The organism is Angustibacter peucedani (assembly GCF_054779595.1).
This window is the reverse complement of record NZ_BAAGXY010000090.1, coordinates 1-13,914: the sequence shown is the minus strand read 5'-3', so window position 1 is coordinate 13,914 and position 13,914 is coordinate 1. Positions and strand designations below refer to the sequence as shown.

At 74.0% G+C, this 13,914-nt stretch carries 16 protein-coding genes and 1 pseudogene; 13 read left to right on the top strand and 4 right to left on the bottom strand.

Features of this window, described 5'->3' with window-relative positions; translation table 11 throughout:
• Positions 1 to 2,337: Rne/Rng family ribonuclease (locus ACYVJ4_RS15400; protein ID WP_460461020.1), on the top strand; the 2,337-nt coding region annotated here is incomplete at its 5' end.
• 86 nt (positions 2,338 to 2,423) lie between these two features.
• Here the strand turns inward: ACYVJ4_RS15400 and ACYVJ4_RS15395 are convergent.
• Positions 2,424 to 2,774, bottom strand: a complete 351-nt coding sequence (locus tag ACYVJ4_RS15395) for a DNA polymerase ligase N-terminal domain-containing protein (RefSeq protein ID WP_460461019.1) — start codon at positions 2,772 to 2,774, stop codon at positions 2,424 to 2,426.
• Between the two features lie 186 nt (positions 2,775 to 2,960).
• Between ACYVJ4_RS15395 and rplU the strand changes: the two genes are divergently transcribed.
• The 7 genes from rplU to ACYVJ4_RS15360 all read left to right on the top strand — a co-directional run bounded on the left by rplU (position 2,961) and on the right by ACYVJ4_RS15360 (position 8,907).
• Positions 2,961 to 3,269: a 50S ribosomal protein L21 gene (gene rplU / locus ACYVJ4_RS15390; RefSeq protein ID WP_460461018.1), complete on the top strand. Its 309-nt coding sequence runs from the start codon at positions 2,961 to 2,963 to the stop codon at positions 3,267 to 3,269.
• A gap of 41 nt (positions 3,270 to 3,310) precedes the next feature.
• Positions 3,311 to 3,565 carry a 50S ribosomal protein L27 gene (rpmA, locus tag ACYVJ4_RS15385; RefSeq protein ID WP_460461017.1) on the top strand — a complete coding sequence of 85 codons (255 nt, stop codon included), beginning with the start codon at positions 3,311 to 3,313 and terminating at the stop codon, positions 3,563 to 3,565.
• A gap of 110 nt (positions 3,566 to 3,675) precedes the next feature.
• Entirely contained in the window at positions 3,676 to 5,193 is a 1,518-nt protein-coding gene (gene obgE / locus ACYVJ4_RS15380; protein ID WP_460461016.1) for a GTPase ObgE, read from the top strand.
• A complete protein-coding gene (gene proB, locus ACYVJ4_RS15375; protein ID WP_460461015.1) occupies positions 5,190 to 6,323 on the top strand; it encodes a glutamate 5-kinase in 1,134 nt (377 codons plus the stop codon). Before obgE ends, proB begins: the two co-directional genes overlap by 4 nt.
• 22 nt (positions 6,324 to 6,345) lie before the next feature.
• Positions 6,346 to 6,717: a hypothetical protein gene (locus ACYVJ4_RS15370; protein WP_460461014.1), complete on the top strand. Its 372-nt coding sequence runs from the start codon at positions 6,346 to 6,348 to the stop codon at positions 6,715 to 6,717.
• 137 nt (positions 6,718 to 6,854) lie between these two features.
• Positions 6,855 to 8,162, top strand: a complete 1,308-nt coding sequence (locus ACYVJ4_RS15365; RefSeq protein ID WP_460461013.1) for a glutamate-5-semialdehyde dehydrogenase — start codon at positions 6,855 to 6,857, stop codon at positions 8,160 to 8,162.
• Between the two features lie 124 nt (positions 8,163 to 8,286).
• On the top strand, positions 8,287 to 8,907 hold the full coding sequence (locus tag ACYVJ4_RS15360) for a GyrI-like domain-containing protein (protein ID WP_460461023.1): 621 nt from the start codon (positions 8,287 to 8,289) through the stop codon (positions 8,905 to 8,907).
• Here ACYVJ4_RS15360 and ACYVJ4_RS15355 read toward each other — a convergent pair.
• Positions 8,892 to 9,452: a GNAT family N-acetyltransferase gene (locus ACYVJ4_RS15355; RefSeq protein ID WP_460461012.1), complete on the bottom strand. Its 561-nt coding sequence runs from the start codon at positions 9,450 to 9,452 to the stop codon at positions 8,892 to 8,894. The two genes, ACYVJ4_RS15360 and ACYVJ4_RS15355, sit on opposite strands and share 16 nt — an antisense overlap.
• A 123-nt stretch (positions 9,453 to 9,575) precedes the next feature.
• Between ACYVJ4_RS15355 and ACYVJ4_RS15350 the strand changes: the two genes are divergently transcribed.
• Positions 9,576 to 10,058, top strand: coding sequence for a VOC family protein (locus tag ACYVJ4_RS15350; RefSeq protein ID WP_460461022.1), 483 nt, complete (start codon positions 9,576 to 9,578; stop codon positions 10,056 to 10,058).
• Positions 10,059 to 10,077: 19 nt separating this feature from the next.
• Here ACYVJ4_RS15350 and ACYVJ4_RS15345 read toward each other — a convergent pair whose 3' ends face one another.
• Complete coding sequence (locus ACYVJ4_RS15345) at positions 10,078 to 10,716, bottom strand: HNH endonuclease family protein (protein ID WP_460461011.1); 639 nt, start codon at positions 10,714 to 10,716, stop codon at positions 10,078 to 10,080.
• A gap of 128 nt (positions 10,717 to 10,844) precedes the next feature.
• On the opposite strand from ACYVJ4_RS15345, the gene ACYVJ4_RS15340 reads away from it, so the two are divergent.
• On the top strand, positions 10,845 to 11,537 hold the full coding sequence (locus ACYVJ4_RS15340; RefSeq protein ID WP_460461010.1) for a class I SAM-dependent methyltransferase: 693 nt from the start codon (positions 10,845 to 10,847) through the stop codon (positions 11,535 to 11,537).
• Here the strand turns inward: ACYVJ4_RS15340 and ACYVJ4_RS15335 are convergent.
• Positions 11,477 to 12,478 (bottom strand): glycosyltransferase family 2 protein, encoded by a 1,002-nt coding sequence (locus ACYVJ4_RS15335; protein WP_460461021.1) that lies wholly within the window; start codon positions 12,476 to 12,478, stop codon positions 11,477 to 11,479. The two genes, ACYVJ4_RS15340 and ACYVJ4_RS15335, sit on opposite strands and share 61 nt — an antisense overlap.
• Positions 12,479 to 12,586: 108 nt before the next feature.
• Between ACYVJ4_RS15335 and ACYVJ4_RS15330 the strand changes: the two genes are divergently transcribed.
• The 3 genes and pseudogenes from ACYVJ4_RS15330 to ACYVJ4_RS15320 form a co-directional block, all read left to right on the top strand.
• A complete protein-coding gene (locus ACYVJ4_RS15330; RefSeq protein ID WP_460461009.1) occupies positions 12,587 to 12,745 on the top strand; it encodes a hypothetical protein in 159 nt (52 codons plus the stop codon).
• A gap of 7 nt (positions 12,746 to 12,752) precedes the next feature.
• A complete protein-coding gene (nadD, locus tag ACYVJ4_RS15325; protein ID WP_460461008.1) occupies positions 12,753 to 13,376 on the top strand; it encodes a nicotinate-nucleotide adenylyltransferase in 624 nt (207 codons plus the stop codon).
• Between the two features lie 3 nt (positions 13,377 to 13,379).
• Positions 13,380 to 13,914 (top strand): annotated as a pseudogene (locus ACYVJ4_RS15320) (hypothetical protein); the annotation flags it as partial.

Here is a 13,914-nt window from a genome sequence, read left to right as displayed (position 1 = left end):
CGCCGCCGTCGTCGCGCCCAGGCGCCGGCCGGCCCGCCGACCCACCACGACGACGTCCCGGCCGACGAGGCCGCCGCGAGCGCCGACGCGACGCCGGACGAGCCCGAGAGCACCGACGCCCCTGACACCGGCGACACCGGCGAGGGCGGCGAGGGCACCGGCCGCAAGCGCCGTCGTCGCGGTGGCCGCGGCCGCCGGGGCAAGGGCGAGACCGACGAGCAGCAGCAGGACGACGCGAAGGACGACGAGACGCCGTCCGCCGACGACAGCTCGGCCGAGGAGTCCGGCGACGGCGTCAAGGACGCCGACGCCGACCACGGCGACGAGGAAGGCTCGTCGTCCAGCCGCCGTCGTCGTCGTCGTCGCCGCCGCGCCGGCTCCGGCGACGACTCCGGCACCGACGACCCGCCCGGCACCGTCACCAAGGTGCGCCAGCCGCGCCGCGCCGACGACGAGGTCGCCTCGGTCAAGGGCTCGACCCGGCTCGAGGCCAAGAAGCAGCGCCGCCGCGACGGCCGCGAGGCCGGCCGCCGCAAGCCGATCATCACCGAGTCCGAGTTCCTGGCCCGCCGCGAGAGCGTCGAGCGCACGATGATCGTGCGCGAGCGCGAGGGCCGCACCCAGATCGCGGTGCTCGAGGACGACGTCCTGGTCGAGCACTACGTGGCCAACGAGACCAACGCCTCGATGATCGGCAACGTCTACCTCGGCCGGGTGCAGAACGTGCTGCCCAGCATGGAGGCCGCGTTCATCGACATCGGCAAGGGCCGCAACGCCGTGCTCTACGCCGGCGAGGTGAACTGGGACGCCGCCGGGCTCGAGGGTGGTCCGCGCCGGATCGAGGCCGCGCTGAAGTCCGGCGACCAGGTGCTCGTGCAGGTCACGAAGGACCCGATGGGCCACAAGGGCGCCCGGCTCACCAGCCAGATCTCGCTGCCCGGCCGCTACCTGGTCTACGTGCCGAACGGCTCGATGACCGGCATCAGCCGCAAGCTGCCCGACACCGAGCGCTCGCGCCTGAAGAAGATCCTCAAGGCCGTCGTCCCCGAGCAGGCCGGCGTCATCGTGCGCACCGCGGCCGAGGGCGCCAGCGAGACCGAGCTGCAGCGCGACGTCGAGCGGCTGACCTCGCAGTGGGCCGACATCGAGAAGAAGTCGACGTCGTCGTCCGGCGGGTCGGCGCCCAAGCTGCTGCACGGCGAGCCCGACCTGACCGTGCGCGTCATCCGCGACGTGTTCAACGAGGACTTCGCCAAGCTCGTCGTCAGCGGCACGAGCGCGTGGGACGTCGTCCAGCCCTACGTCGCGTCGGTCGCCCCCGACCTGGCCGAGCGCGTCTCGCGCTGGACGTCGGAGGACGACGTCTTCGCGGCGCACCGGGTCGACGAGCAGCTGGCCAAGGCGATGGACCGCAAGGTCTGGCTGCCCAGCGGCGGCTCGCTGGTCATCGACCGCACCGAGGCCATGACCGTCGTCGACGTCAACACCGGCAAGTTCACCGGCTCGGGCGGCAACCTCGAGGAGACGGTCACCCGCAACAACCTCGAGGCCGCGGAGGAGATCGTCCGCCAGCTCCGGCTGCGCGACATCGGCGGCATCATCGTCGTCGACTTCATCGACATGGTGCTCGAGGGCAACCGCGACCTGGTGCTGCGGCGCCTGCTGGAGTGCCTGGGCCGCGACCGCACCAAGCACCAGGTCGCCGAGGTCACCTCGCTGGGTCTGGTGCAGATGACCCGCAAGCGCGTGGGCCAGGGCCTGCTCGAGGTCTTCAGCGAGCCGTGCGAGCACTGCCACGGCCGCGGGATCATCGTGCACGCCGAGCCGGTGCAGTCCAAGGGCAACGGCGGTGGCGGCAACGGCGGCGGCCAGGCCAAGGGCGGCGACGGCGGCTCGGCCAAGAACGACGGCGGCAAGGGCGACTCCGGCACGTCCGAGGGCGGTGGCCGCTCGCGCGGTGGCCGCGGACGCCGCGGGTCGGGCTCGGGGCCCTCGACCCCGGAGCACGAGGCCGCACCGGCGCCCGAGCGCAAGCCGATCCCGGCCGACTTCGTGGCCTCGCTGGCGCACCACCACGACGACGAGCACGCCGGGACGACCCCGGACGACGTCCCGCCCGTGGGCGAGGAGTCGGCCGTCGCCGAGCAGGACGCGGTCGCCGCTCAGCAGCCCGAGCAGCCCGAGCCGGCTGCCGAGCCCGAGCCGGCCCCCGAGCCTGCGGGCGCCGAGGTGCCGCCGGCGGACGCCGACGCGGAGCCCGAGGCCGCCCCGGCCAAAGCCCCTCGTCGTCGACGCCGCGCGTCGGCACCGGCCGGACCGCCGTCCGCCACCAGCTGACCCGTCAGCGCAGCCGTCATCGCAGCCGGAACGTCGTGATCACGACCGGTCCGCCGCGATGACGGCTGCGGTGATGCGGACCCGCGTCAGGCGGGCTGGTCCTTGGTGAGGTGCAGCAGCCAGTCCTTGCCGGTGTCGATCAGGGCGTAGCGGCGGACGTCGTCGCGCCCGTGCAGCTCGAACACGAACCGCCGCTCGGTGCGGTCGATCTCGTCCCACCAGCCGGTGTCGGCGACGGACTTCTCGGCGTCCTCGTAGGTCAGGTGGTCCAGGTCGTGGTCGGGCACCGCGACGGCCAGCCGGTTGCGGGCGGGGGAGTCCGGCAGCCCGCGCGGCAGCGCCCACGACCGCAGCACGCCGTCCTGCTCCAGCCGCAGGTCGAAGTGGTGCTGCGGCCGGTGGTGCTCGTGCAGCACGAACGCCGGTCTGGCGGGCATGCGAGGATGGTGCCACGCAGCACCGGGCGCGGCCTGCCGGCCGGTTTGACCCGGCCCGGTGCCCCTGCGGTACCCTGAGCAGTCGGTGCGCTCCGCGCGCGCCTCCCCGAGTGCGTCCCAGCGCGGTCCAGACCACGCCGGTCTGCCGTGCCCGGTCCTCCGAACGACGAGAGAAGTGAGCTTCACGTGTACGCGATCGTCCGCGCTGGCGGCCGTCAGGAGAAGGTGTCCGTCGGCGACGTCCTGGTCATCGACAAGGTCGAGGGCAAGGCTGGTGACACCCTCGAGCTGGCCCCGCTGCTCCTCGTCGACGGCGAGACGGTGACGAGCGACGCCAAGAAGCTCGCCAAGGTCAAGGTCACGGCCGAGTTCGTCGCGCCCGAGAAGGGCCCGAAGATCACGATCATGAAGTACAAGAACAAGACCGGTTACCGCAAGCGCCAGGGTCACCGTCAGAAGCTGACCCGCGTGAAGGTCACCGGCATCGAGGCCTGAGCCCCGGGCTCACCCAGCTACCACTCAAGGCAGGCACTCCCATGGCACACAAGAAGGGCGCGTCCTCGACGCGCAACGGCCGCGACAGCAACTCGCAGCGCCTCGGCGTCAAGCGCTACGGCGGCCAGGTCGTCGGCGCGGGCGAGATCATCGTCCGCCAGCGCGGCACGCACTTCCACCCGGGCGACGGCGTCGGCCGGGGCGGCGACGACACCCTGTTCGCGCTGGTCGAGGGTGCGGTCACCTTCGGCACCAAGCGCGGTCGTCGCACCGTGAGCGTGCTGCCCCCGGCCTGACCGGCCCGCACGCGCTCCGACGCACGTAGAGCTCCTCGCGAGGGGGTGGGCCGATCGGCCCACCCCCTCGCGCCGTGTCCACCCACCTGACCCCGCGACCGGAGGCACCGATGACGACGTTCGTCGACCACGTCGTGCTGCACGTCGCCGGCGGTGACGGCGGGCACGGGTGCGCCTCGGTGCACCGCGAGAAGTTCAAGCCGCTCGGCGGCCCGGACGGCGGCAACGGCGGTCGCGGCGGCGACGTCGTGCTCGTCGTCGATCCGAGCACCACGACGCTGCTGGAGTACCACCGCCGCCCGCACCGGCACGCCACGAGCGGCAAGCCCGGCCAGGGCTCGAACCGCAACGGCGCCGACGGCGAGGACGTCGTGCTCGCCGTCCCCGAGGGCACCGTCGTCAAGGACGCCGAGGGCAACGTCGTCGTCGACCTCGTCGGCGCCGGCACCGAGCACGTCGTGGCCCGCGGCGGTCGGGGCGGGCTCGGCAACGCCGCGCTGGCCTCGCAGCGGCGCAAGGCGCCGGGCTTCGCGCTGCTCGGCGAGCCCGGCGACGCCGGGGACGTCGTCCTGGAGCTGAAGTCGCTCGCCGACGTCGCGCTCGTCGGCTTCCCCAGCGCCGGCAAGTCCAGCCTGGTCGCGGCGATGTCGGCGGCCCGGCCCAAGATCGCGGACTACCCGTTCACGACCCTGGTGCCCAACCTCGGCGTCGTGCAGTCCGGCGACGTCCGCTACACCATCGCCGACGTGCCGGGCCTGATCCCGGGCGCCAGCGAGGGCAAGGGCCTGGGCCTGGAGTTCTTGCGCCACGTCGAGCGCTGCTCGGTGCTGGTGCACGTCGTCGACTGCGCGACGCTCGAGCCGGGCCGCGACCCGCTCACCGACCTCGAGGTCATCGAGGCCGAGCTGTCGGCCTACACCGTCGACGAGACGCTCGGCGGGCGACCGCTCACCGAGCGCCCGCGCGTCGTCGTCCTGAACAAGGCCGACGTGCCCGAGGCCGTCGAGCTGGCCGAGCTGGTGCGCCCCGAGCTCGAGGAGCGGGGGCTGGCCGTGCACGTCGTCAGCGCCGCCACCCACCAGGGCCTGCGCGAGCTGGGCTTCGCGCTCGCCGCCCTGGTCGAGCAGGCGCGGGCCGAGCGCGTGGTCGAGGTCGCGCCTCGGGTCGTGCTGCGGCCCAAGGCCGTCGACGACGTCGGCTTCGAGGTGCGGGTCGAGAACGGGCCGGACGGACCGCGCTTCCGCGTGCTGGGCGAGCGCCCGCGCCGCTGGGTGCGCCAGACCGACTTCACCAACGAGGAGGCCGTCGGCTACCTCGCCGACCGGCTCGCGCGCCTCGGCGTCGAGGAGCAGCTGTTCAAGGTCGGCGCCACGCCGGGCGCCGAGGTGCTCATCGGGCCGGGCGACGACGCGGTGGTCTTCGACTGGGAGCCGACGATGGCGGCGGGCGCCGAGCTGCTCGCCGGCCCGCGCGGCACCGACCTGCGGCTCGGGCTCGACGACGTCCGGCCGACGCGGGCGGCCAAGCGCGAGGACCTCGAGCGCCGGCGCGCCGCCCACGACGCCGCCCGCGAGGAGCTGGCCGCCGAGCGCTCGGCCGGCCGGTGGACCGACCCGGACGACGAGTGACCCCCACGCCGGCCCGGGCCGGACGACGCGACCTGGCCGACGCCGGACGCGTCGTGGTCAAGGTCGGCTCGAGCTCGCTGACGCGACCCGACGGCGGCCTGGACGACGACCGCGTGGTCGCGCTGGTCGAGGCGCTGGCCGCGCGGCGGGCGTCCGGCACCGAGCTGGTGCTGGTGTCGTCGGGAGCCATCGCGGCCGGCCTCGACCCGCTCGGGCTCGAGCGCCGTCCGCGCGACCTGGCCACCCAGCAGGCGGCCGCGAGCGTGGGCCAGGGCCTGCTCGTGGCGCGCTACACGGCGGCGTTCGCGCGGCACGGGTTGGGCGTCGGGCAGGTCCTGCTCACCGCCGAGGACGTGATCCGGCGCAGCCACTACGCGAACGCGCGCCGCACGCTCTACCGGCTGCTGCAGCTCGGCGTCGTCCCGGTGGTCAACGAGAACGACACGGTGGCCACGGACGAGATCCGGTTCGGCGACAACGACCGGCTCGCCGCCCTGGTGGCGCACCTGGTGCACGCCGACGCCCTCGTGCTGCTCACCGACGTCGACGCGCTGTACGACCGCGCGCCGAGCAAGCCGGGCGCGCGCCGGGTCGAGACCGTGACCGGGCCGGACGACCTGGCGGAGGTCTCGCTGGGCTCCACCGGCAGCCGGGTCGGCACCGGCGGCATGGTCACCAAGGTCGAGGCCGCCGCGATCGCCACGACGGCGGGCATCGGCACCTTGCTGACGAGCTCCGAGCGGGTCGTCGACGCGCTGGCCGGCGCCGACGTCGGCACCTTCTTCGCGCCCACGGGGTCGCGGCGGGCCAGCCGGCTGCTGTGGCTGGCGCACGCGACGCGCCCGCGCGGGCGGCTCACCCTGGACGACGGCGCCGTGGCTGCGGTCGTCGAGCGCCGGATGTCGTTGCTGCCTGCCGGTGTCAGCGCGGTCGACGGCGAGTTCGCCGCGGGCGATCCGGTCGACCTGTGTGACGAAAACGGCCACGCGGTCGCGCGCGGGCTGGTGAACTATGCATCAATGGAGCTGCCGGGACTGCTCGGGCGTTCCACCCATGAGCTGTCGCGGGAGCTAGGACCCGCGTACGAGCGCGAGGTCGTCCACCGCGACGACCTGGTGCTGCTGCGCTGAACGAGGCCAGGAGGAACCCGGGGTGGGGAACGGCATCGAGGCGGTGCCGCAGGGCGATCTGCCGCTGTGGCACGTCACGCTGACGGTGGCGGGTGAGCCCGTGCCGGGCACCGACCTGCGCGCGGCGCTGGAGCAGCTGGTGCACGAGCGGCCGTTCATGCTCGCCGTCCGGTACGCCGACGACCGGGCCGAGCTGCGGTACTGGGACGAGGCCGAGGACGTCGACGACGCCGCGGCGCTGGCCCTGCGCATCTGGGGCGACCACCGCGCCAGCTGCGGCCTGCCGGCCTGGCGCGTCGTCGGCGTCGAGGTCATCGACCGCGACACCGTGCACGCGCGCGGCGTCGACCGCCCCCAGACGCCGCTCATCGTGGCCGGCGTCGCCCCCCTCTGACCCGCCGTCCGCGGTTGGAGTTGATCACGTCGTGCATGGCTAGGCCTGCTTTCCAAGGCCTGCAGCCCGTGACAAGCGCTTCGCAGCCTTCTTAACGTGATCAACTGCGGTCAGCGGCGCGGCGTAGGCTGGCGGGCGTGACGACGACCGCCCCCGCCACGAGCTCGACCGCTGCCGGGCTGTCGCGCGAGCAGGTGCTCGACGCCTGCCGCCGGGCCCGCGAGGCGGCGCGCGCGATCCGCCCCCTCACCCGGGCGGCCAAGGACGCGCTGCTGCTCGCGGACGCCGACGCCCTGGCCGCCGCCACGGACGACGTCACCGCCGCCAACGCCGAGCACCACGCCGAGGGCGAGCGCGCCGGCCTGGGCGCCGGGCTGCTCGACCGCCTGCGCCTGGACGACGACCGCGTGGCCGCCGTGGCGCAGGCCCTGCGCGACCTCGCCGCGCTGCCGGACCCGGTGGGCGAGGTCGTGCGCGGCGAGCGCCTGGCCAACGGCCTCGAGGTGCGCCAGACCCGGGTGCCGATGGGCGTCGTCGCGATGGTCTACGAGGCCCGCCCCAACGTCACCGTCGACGCGGCCGGGCTCGCGCTCAAGAGCGGCAACGCCGTGGTGCTGCGCGGCGGCTCGGCCGCTTCCTGCACCAACCGCGCCCTCGTCGCTGTGCTGCGCCGCGCGCTCGAGGACGCCGGGTTGCCGGCCGACGCCGTCACCCTGCTGGACGGCGGCGGGCGCGAGGCCGTGCAGCACCTGATGACCGCGCGCGGGCTGGTCGACGTGCTGATCCCGCGCGGCGGCGCCGAGCTGATCCGGACGGTGGTGGAGGGGTCGACCGTGCCGGTGGTCGAGACCGGCGTGGGCAACTGCCACGTGTACGTCGACGCCGCCGCCGATCTCGACCAGGCGCTCGCGATCGTGCTGAACTCCAAGACCCACCGGCCTAGCGTGTGCAACGCGGCCGAGACGTTGCTGGTGCACCGCGACGTCGCCGAGTCCTTCCTGGCCGGCGCCGTGCCTGCCCTGGACCTCGCCGGCGTGACCTTGCACGGCGACGACCTGACGGTCGCGGCGGGCGAGCGGCTGTCGGTCGAGGTCCAGCCCGCCGACGACGAGGACTGGGCCCGCGAGTACCTCTCGCTGGACCTCGCCGTGCGCGTCGTCGACTCGATCGACGACGCCATCGCGCACGTCGCGCGCTGGTCGAGCGGGCACACCGAGGCGATCGTCACGCAGGACGTCGCAGCGAGCCGGCGCTTCGTCGCCGAGGTCGACGCCGCGGCCGTCATGGTCAACGCGTCGACCCGGTTCACCGACGGTGGGCAGCTGGGGCTGGGCGCCGAGATCGGCATCTCGACCCAGAAGCTGCACGCCCGCGGGCCCATGGGGCTGGCCGAGCTGACGACGACCACCTGGGTGGTCACCGGCGACGGCCACGTCCGCAGCTGACCCACCGCACGGCCGCTCGCGATCGTGCATGTTCCGCAGGCGTCGCACCTGTCGCCGAGCAGGAGCGATGGACCGGCTTGGCAGGAACGTGCAGGATCGCGCGCGGACGACGGGCTGGGGCAGGATCAGCGACGTGGACAAGGTCGACCTGAAGCGCGAGCTGCCGTCGTACCGCGCGCGGCGCGGGCGCGTCGACGTGGTCGACGTCGCGCCGGCGCAGTACCTGATGGTCGACGGGGCGGGCGACCCGAACACCGCCCAGGAGTACGCCGACGCCCTCGCCGCGCTGTACCCCGTCGCCTACCGGCTGAAGTTCGCGAGCAAGCAGCAGCTCGGGCGCGACCACGCGGTGATGCCGCTGGAGGGGCTGTGGTGGGCGCCGGACCTGGCCGCCTTCACCAGTGCCCGTGACAAGACGGCCTGGCGCTGGACGGCGATGATCATGGTCCCGCCGTGGATCTCGCGGGACCTGCACGACGACGTCGTCACCCGGCTCGGGCGCAAGGACCCGCCGACCCGGCTGGCCGACGTCCGGCTGGAGACGTTCGACGAGGGGCGGTGCGTGCAGACGCTGCACGTCGGTCCGTACGACGCCGAAGGCCCTGTGCTGCACCAGATGCACGAGGAGTTCATCCCGGACCACGGGCTGACGATGACCGGTCGGCACCACGAGGTCTACCTGAACGACGCGCGGCGCACCGATCCCGCGCGGCTGCGCACCATCCTGCGTCAGCCGGTGGCCTGACCGGCCCGGTCGCGGCGCAGCAGGCCGTAGACCCACGAGTCGCTGACGTCGCCGTCGACGACGCAGTCCTCGCGCAGCGTGCCCTCGCGCTGGAAGCCGAGCTTCTCGAGCACCCGCGCCGAGCCGAGGTTGCGCGTGTCGGTCTCGGCCTGCACGCGGTTGAGCGGCAGGGCGTCGAAAGCCCACTGCAGCAACGCCTCCGCCGCCTCGGTGGCGAAGCCCTGACCCCAGGACTCCTCGGTGTAGCAGTAGCCCATGGCGGCGCTGAAGAAGTCCGGGTTCCACCGGCTCAGGCTGCACCAGCCGATGAACGCGTTGTCGGACAACCGGTCCACGGCCACGCGAGCGCCGCTGCCCTCCTCCGCCATCGACCGGCAGGTGGCGATGAACCGCGCCGCCCGCTCGCGCTCGGTCCACGGCGGCGCGTCCCAGTAGCGCAGCACGCGCGGATCGCTCTGCAGCGCGAAGAGCGCCTCGGCGTCGTCGTCGACGAACGGCCGCAGCCGCAGTCGGTCCGTCGTCAGGGTCGGCGTGGTGAGCGGCACGGCCCCATTGTGGCGGTGGACGTCGGGTGACCGGCTCGTCAGCCACCGATGAGTCCGCGGCCGACGCGGGGTCTACCGGGGGAGGGCCGCGCGCGGCCGACCTGACGAGAGGAGCCCGCCATGCTGCAGAAGATCGTCCCGAACCTGTGGTTCGACGGCCAGGCCGAGGAGGCCGCGCAGTTCTACTGCACGATCTTCAAGAACTCGCGCGTCGTGAACGTCGCGCACTACACCGACGCCGGCCCGGGCGAGCCCGGCTCGGTGATGACCGTCGAGTGGGAGCTGGACGGCCAGCGCTTCGTCGGCATCAACGGCGGCCCGGACTTCACCTTCGACGAGGCGGTGTCCTTCGCGATCAGCTGCCGCGACCAGGACGAGGTCGACTACTACTGGGACGCGCTGGTCGAGGGCGGCGAGGAGAGCCAGTGCGGCTGGCTCAAGGACAAGTTCGGCCTGTCGTGGCAGGTCGTGCCGGAGGGCATGGACGAGATCTTCGCCGACCCCGACCCCGAGCGCGCCCGTCGTGCGATGCAGGCGATGTTCGCGATGAAGAAGCTGGACGTCGCAGCGCTGCGCCGCGCGGCCGACCAGGTGCCAGCGCCCTGACCGGCCGCGCGCGAGCCGCTCAGCAGGCGTCGAGCATCGACGACAGCGCGCTCTTCTCGGCCGTGTCGACGCTCATGTCGTACACGTACTTCACGTCGATCCACTCGCGCGCGTAGACGCACCACACCGAGGTGTTGGTCGGCTTCCACTGCGCCGGGTCCTGGTCGCCCTTGCTGCGGTTGCTCGACGCCGACACCGCGATGAGCTGCGAGTGCGTCAGGTCGTTCGCGAGCTCCTGCCGGTGGGCCGTCGTCCAGCTCTTCGCACCGCTGCGCCACGCCTCGGCCAGGGGCACGATGTGGTCGATGTCGATCCCGGACGACGTCTCCACCCAGGTCGCGTCGTAGACGCTGTACCAGCGGCCGGCCGTCGGCTGGCACGCGGAGTCGACCGCCACGCCGGACCCGTCGCGCTTCAGCACCACCTCGCGGGTGTCGCACCCGCCGCCCTGGCTGATCCAGTGCGGGAACAGGTCGCGGCTGTAGCCGTCCAGCGTGCCCTCGGTGGCCACGGTCAGGGCGGCCAGGTGCGTGCGGGCGGTCGACTCCGCGGGCGGGTCCGGCGGGTAGGCGAACGCCGGCGACCCGGCCAGCACCACCGCGGCGGCGGCGGCGACGAGCGCGACGAGCAGGCGGGCGGCGGTGCGGGTGCTGCGCACGGGGGACCTCCGGGAGCGAGCCGGGCCGGTCCCGGCGGCACCGGTCAGTGTGGTCCGACATGGGTGGTTTGCGGCTTTCCGGCAGGCAAAGTCTTGGTATCGCCGCGGTCCTGGCAGGATGACCGCTCGTGGAGGCGACCGAGGTCCGCAAGCTGGCCGAGCTGGAGGACGCGCACTGGTGGTACCGCGAGCGGCGGCACCTGCTGGCGCGCGACGTCCGCGGCATGCGACCCGGCCGCGCGCTGGACGTCGGCGCGGCCGGCGGCGGCAACACCCGGGTGCTGCGCGACCTGGGCTGGAACGCCACGGCGCTCGAGTACGGCGCCGAGGGGGCGGGGGTCGCGCGCGAGCGCGGCCTGGCCACGCTGCGCGGCGACGCGACCGCGCTGCCCGTGGCCGACCGCAGCCTCGACCTGGTGGTGGCGTTCGACGTGCTCGAGCACCTGGACGACGACGACGCGGCGGTGCGCGAGGTGCACCGGGTGCTGCGTCCCGGTGGCCACTACCTGGTCGCCGTGCCGTGCGACCCGCGGCTGTGGTCGGCGCACGACGAGGCCGTGGGGCACGTCCGCCGCTACACCCGGGCGACGCTCGGCAGCCTGCTGACCCGCGGCGGGTTCGCGGTCGGGCCGCTGCGCTCGTGGAACGTGCTGCTGCGCCCGGTGGTCGCGATGCGCCGCCGCTCGAGCAGCGGCAGCGACCTGGACGAGCTGCCCGCCGTGGTCAACCACGGCCTGCGGGCGATCATCACCGCCGAGCGCTACCTGCCGGTGCGCTCGCTGCCCGGCGTCTCGCTGCTGGTCTCGGCTCGCCGTCCCTGACCCTGCGGCTCGGTCAGCGAGTCGTAGGCCACGAAGTACGACGGCCGGCCCTGCAGCTGGGTGTACATCCGCCCGACGTACTCACCGAGCATCCCCAGGCACAGCAGCTGCACCGCGCCGACGGCGGCGACGACCAGGAAGGTCGACGTCCAGCCCGGCGTGGTGTGGCCCGTGACGAACGCCAGCAGCGCGTAGGCCAGCAGCGCGATCGCCGCCAGCCCGCCCAGCAGGCCGAACCACGTCGCCAGGCGCAGCGGAGCGGTCGAGAACCCGGTGAGGCTGTCGACGCTGAGACGCACCATGCGCGCGAAGGGGTACTTCGAGCGCCCGGCGGCCCGGGGCTCGCGCCGGTAGCCGACCTCGGTGCTCGGGAAGCCGAGCGCCGGGACGACGAGCCGCAGCACCCGGTGGTGCTCGGGCAGCACGTTGACCGCGTCGACCGTGGCGCGGCTCATCAGCCGGAAGTCGCCGGCCTGCGCCGGACCGCTCTGCCCCGCGGCCCGGCCCATCAGCCGGTAGAAGACGCCGGCCGTCGTCCGCTTGAACGCGGTGTCGCTGCTGCGGTCGGTGCGCACGCCGTAGACGACGTCGACGCCCTGCGAGCGCGCGGCCTGCAGCATGGCCGCGATGGTCTCGGGCGGGTCCTGCAGGTCGGCGTCGATGCTGACGACCCACTCGCCGCGGGCCCGCACCAGCCCGGCCGACAACGCCGCCTGGTGGCCGCTGTTGGCGCGCAGCCGGACGACGCGCACGGCCGGCCACTCGCGCCGCACCCGCTCGAGCAGCACCGGCGTCGCGTCGGCGCTGCCGTCGTCGACGACGAGCACCTCGTACGGCTCGCCGAGCGCGTCGAGCGCCGGTCGCAGCCGCTGGGCGAACAGCGGGAGCACCTCGGCCTCGTCGTACACGGGGACGACGACCGAGAGCAGGGGCGCGTCGATGACCGGCTCCTTCGCAGCACGTGGGGGGCTTCTGACAGACTGTACGCGGACGAGCAGCACCCCAGCACGACCACGAGCAGCAGCACCGAGCACCCCCGAGGAGTCACGATGTCGCAGGCGCTGGTCCTGGCCGCCGGTACCGCCGAGGAGCACGGCAAGCACCTGCCGATGGCCCCCGAGATGTTCGCGGTCATCGCGATCGTCAGCTTCGTGGCCCTGCTCGGCCTGGTCTGGACCTTCCGCGGCGCGTCCAACAAGCACCGCTGAGCCCGCGGTGGCCGACGCCGAGCAGGGGGCACGTCGCCGGCTCGGGGTGATGGGCGGCACGTTCGACCCCATCCACCACGGCCACCTGGTCGCGGCCAGCGAGGTCGCGAGCGTGTTCGGGCTGGACGAGGTGGTCTTCGTCCCCACCGGCCAGCCCTGGCAGAAGGATGACCGCGAGGTCAGCCCGGCCGAGCAGCGCTACCTCATGACCGTCATCGCGACGGCGTCCAACCCCCGCTTCACCGTCAGCCGGGTGGACGTCGACCGGCCGGGTCCGACGTACACGATCGACACCTTGCGCGACCTGCGCGCGCTGCACCCGGACGCCGACCTGTTCTTCATCACCGGTGCCGACGCCCTGGCGCAGATCCTGTCGTGGAAGGACCACGACGAGCTGTTCGAGCTCGCGACCTTCGTCGGGGTGACCCGGCCGGAGCACGAGCTGAGCGGCGCGGGGCTCCCCGAGGACCGCGTGAGCCTGCTCCAGGTACCCGCCATGGCCATCTCGTCGACCGCCTGCCGCGACCGCGTGAGGGCGGGCGAGCCGGTCTGGTACCTCGTGCCGGACGGCGTCGTGCAGTTCATCGGAAAATATGGGCTCTACCGGACGGGTGAACCTGCCGAGAGATAGTGCGTGGCAGACCTGCTCGTCCCCGACGGCGACACCGACCGACCCTGGGGACCCGCGGGGCGCGGCGACGCGCCCGATCGCGCGGGCTCCCTCCGTGATGCCCTCGACGGACCGCCCGCGACCGCGGCCGACCGTCCCGGCGTCGCGGTCGCGCACGTTCCCGACTGGGTGCTCGACCAGATCGACCAGGCGGGGTACACCACCCGCATGGCGCGCCGGCGCGCCCTCGAGGACGCCCAGATCACCGACGGCTGGTCGCCCGACCCGAGCGTGACCGGGCAGGTGCTCTCCCGCGTGGAGGATGAGCTGTCGCGTCTGCTCGACCGCCAGTACCGCCCGGGCGAGGAGCCCGAGCCGACGGCCGAGGAGGCCGCTGCTGCCGCCGCGGCCGACGAGCGCGCCGGCGTCGCCGGTGCGACCGGCTCGCGCACGGACGACCTGCTGCCGACCGGGGCCGGCGCACGCCGCCGAGGTCCTGGACGCCGCTGGGTCGCGGCCGCCGCTGCTGCCGCGGTCGTCGTCGCCGGCACGGGCGTCG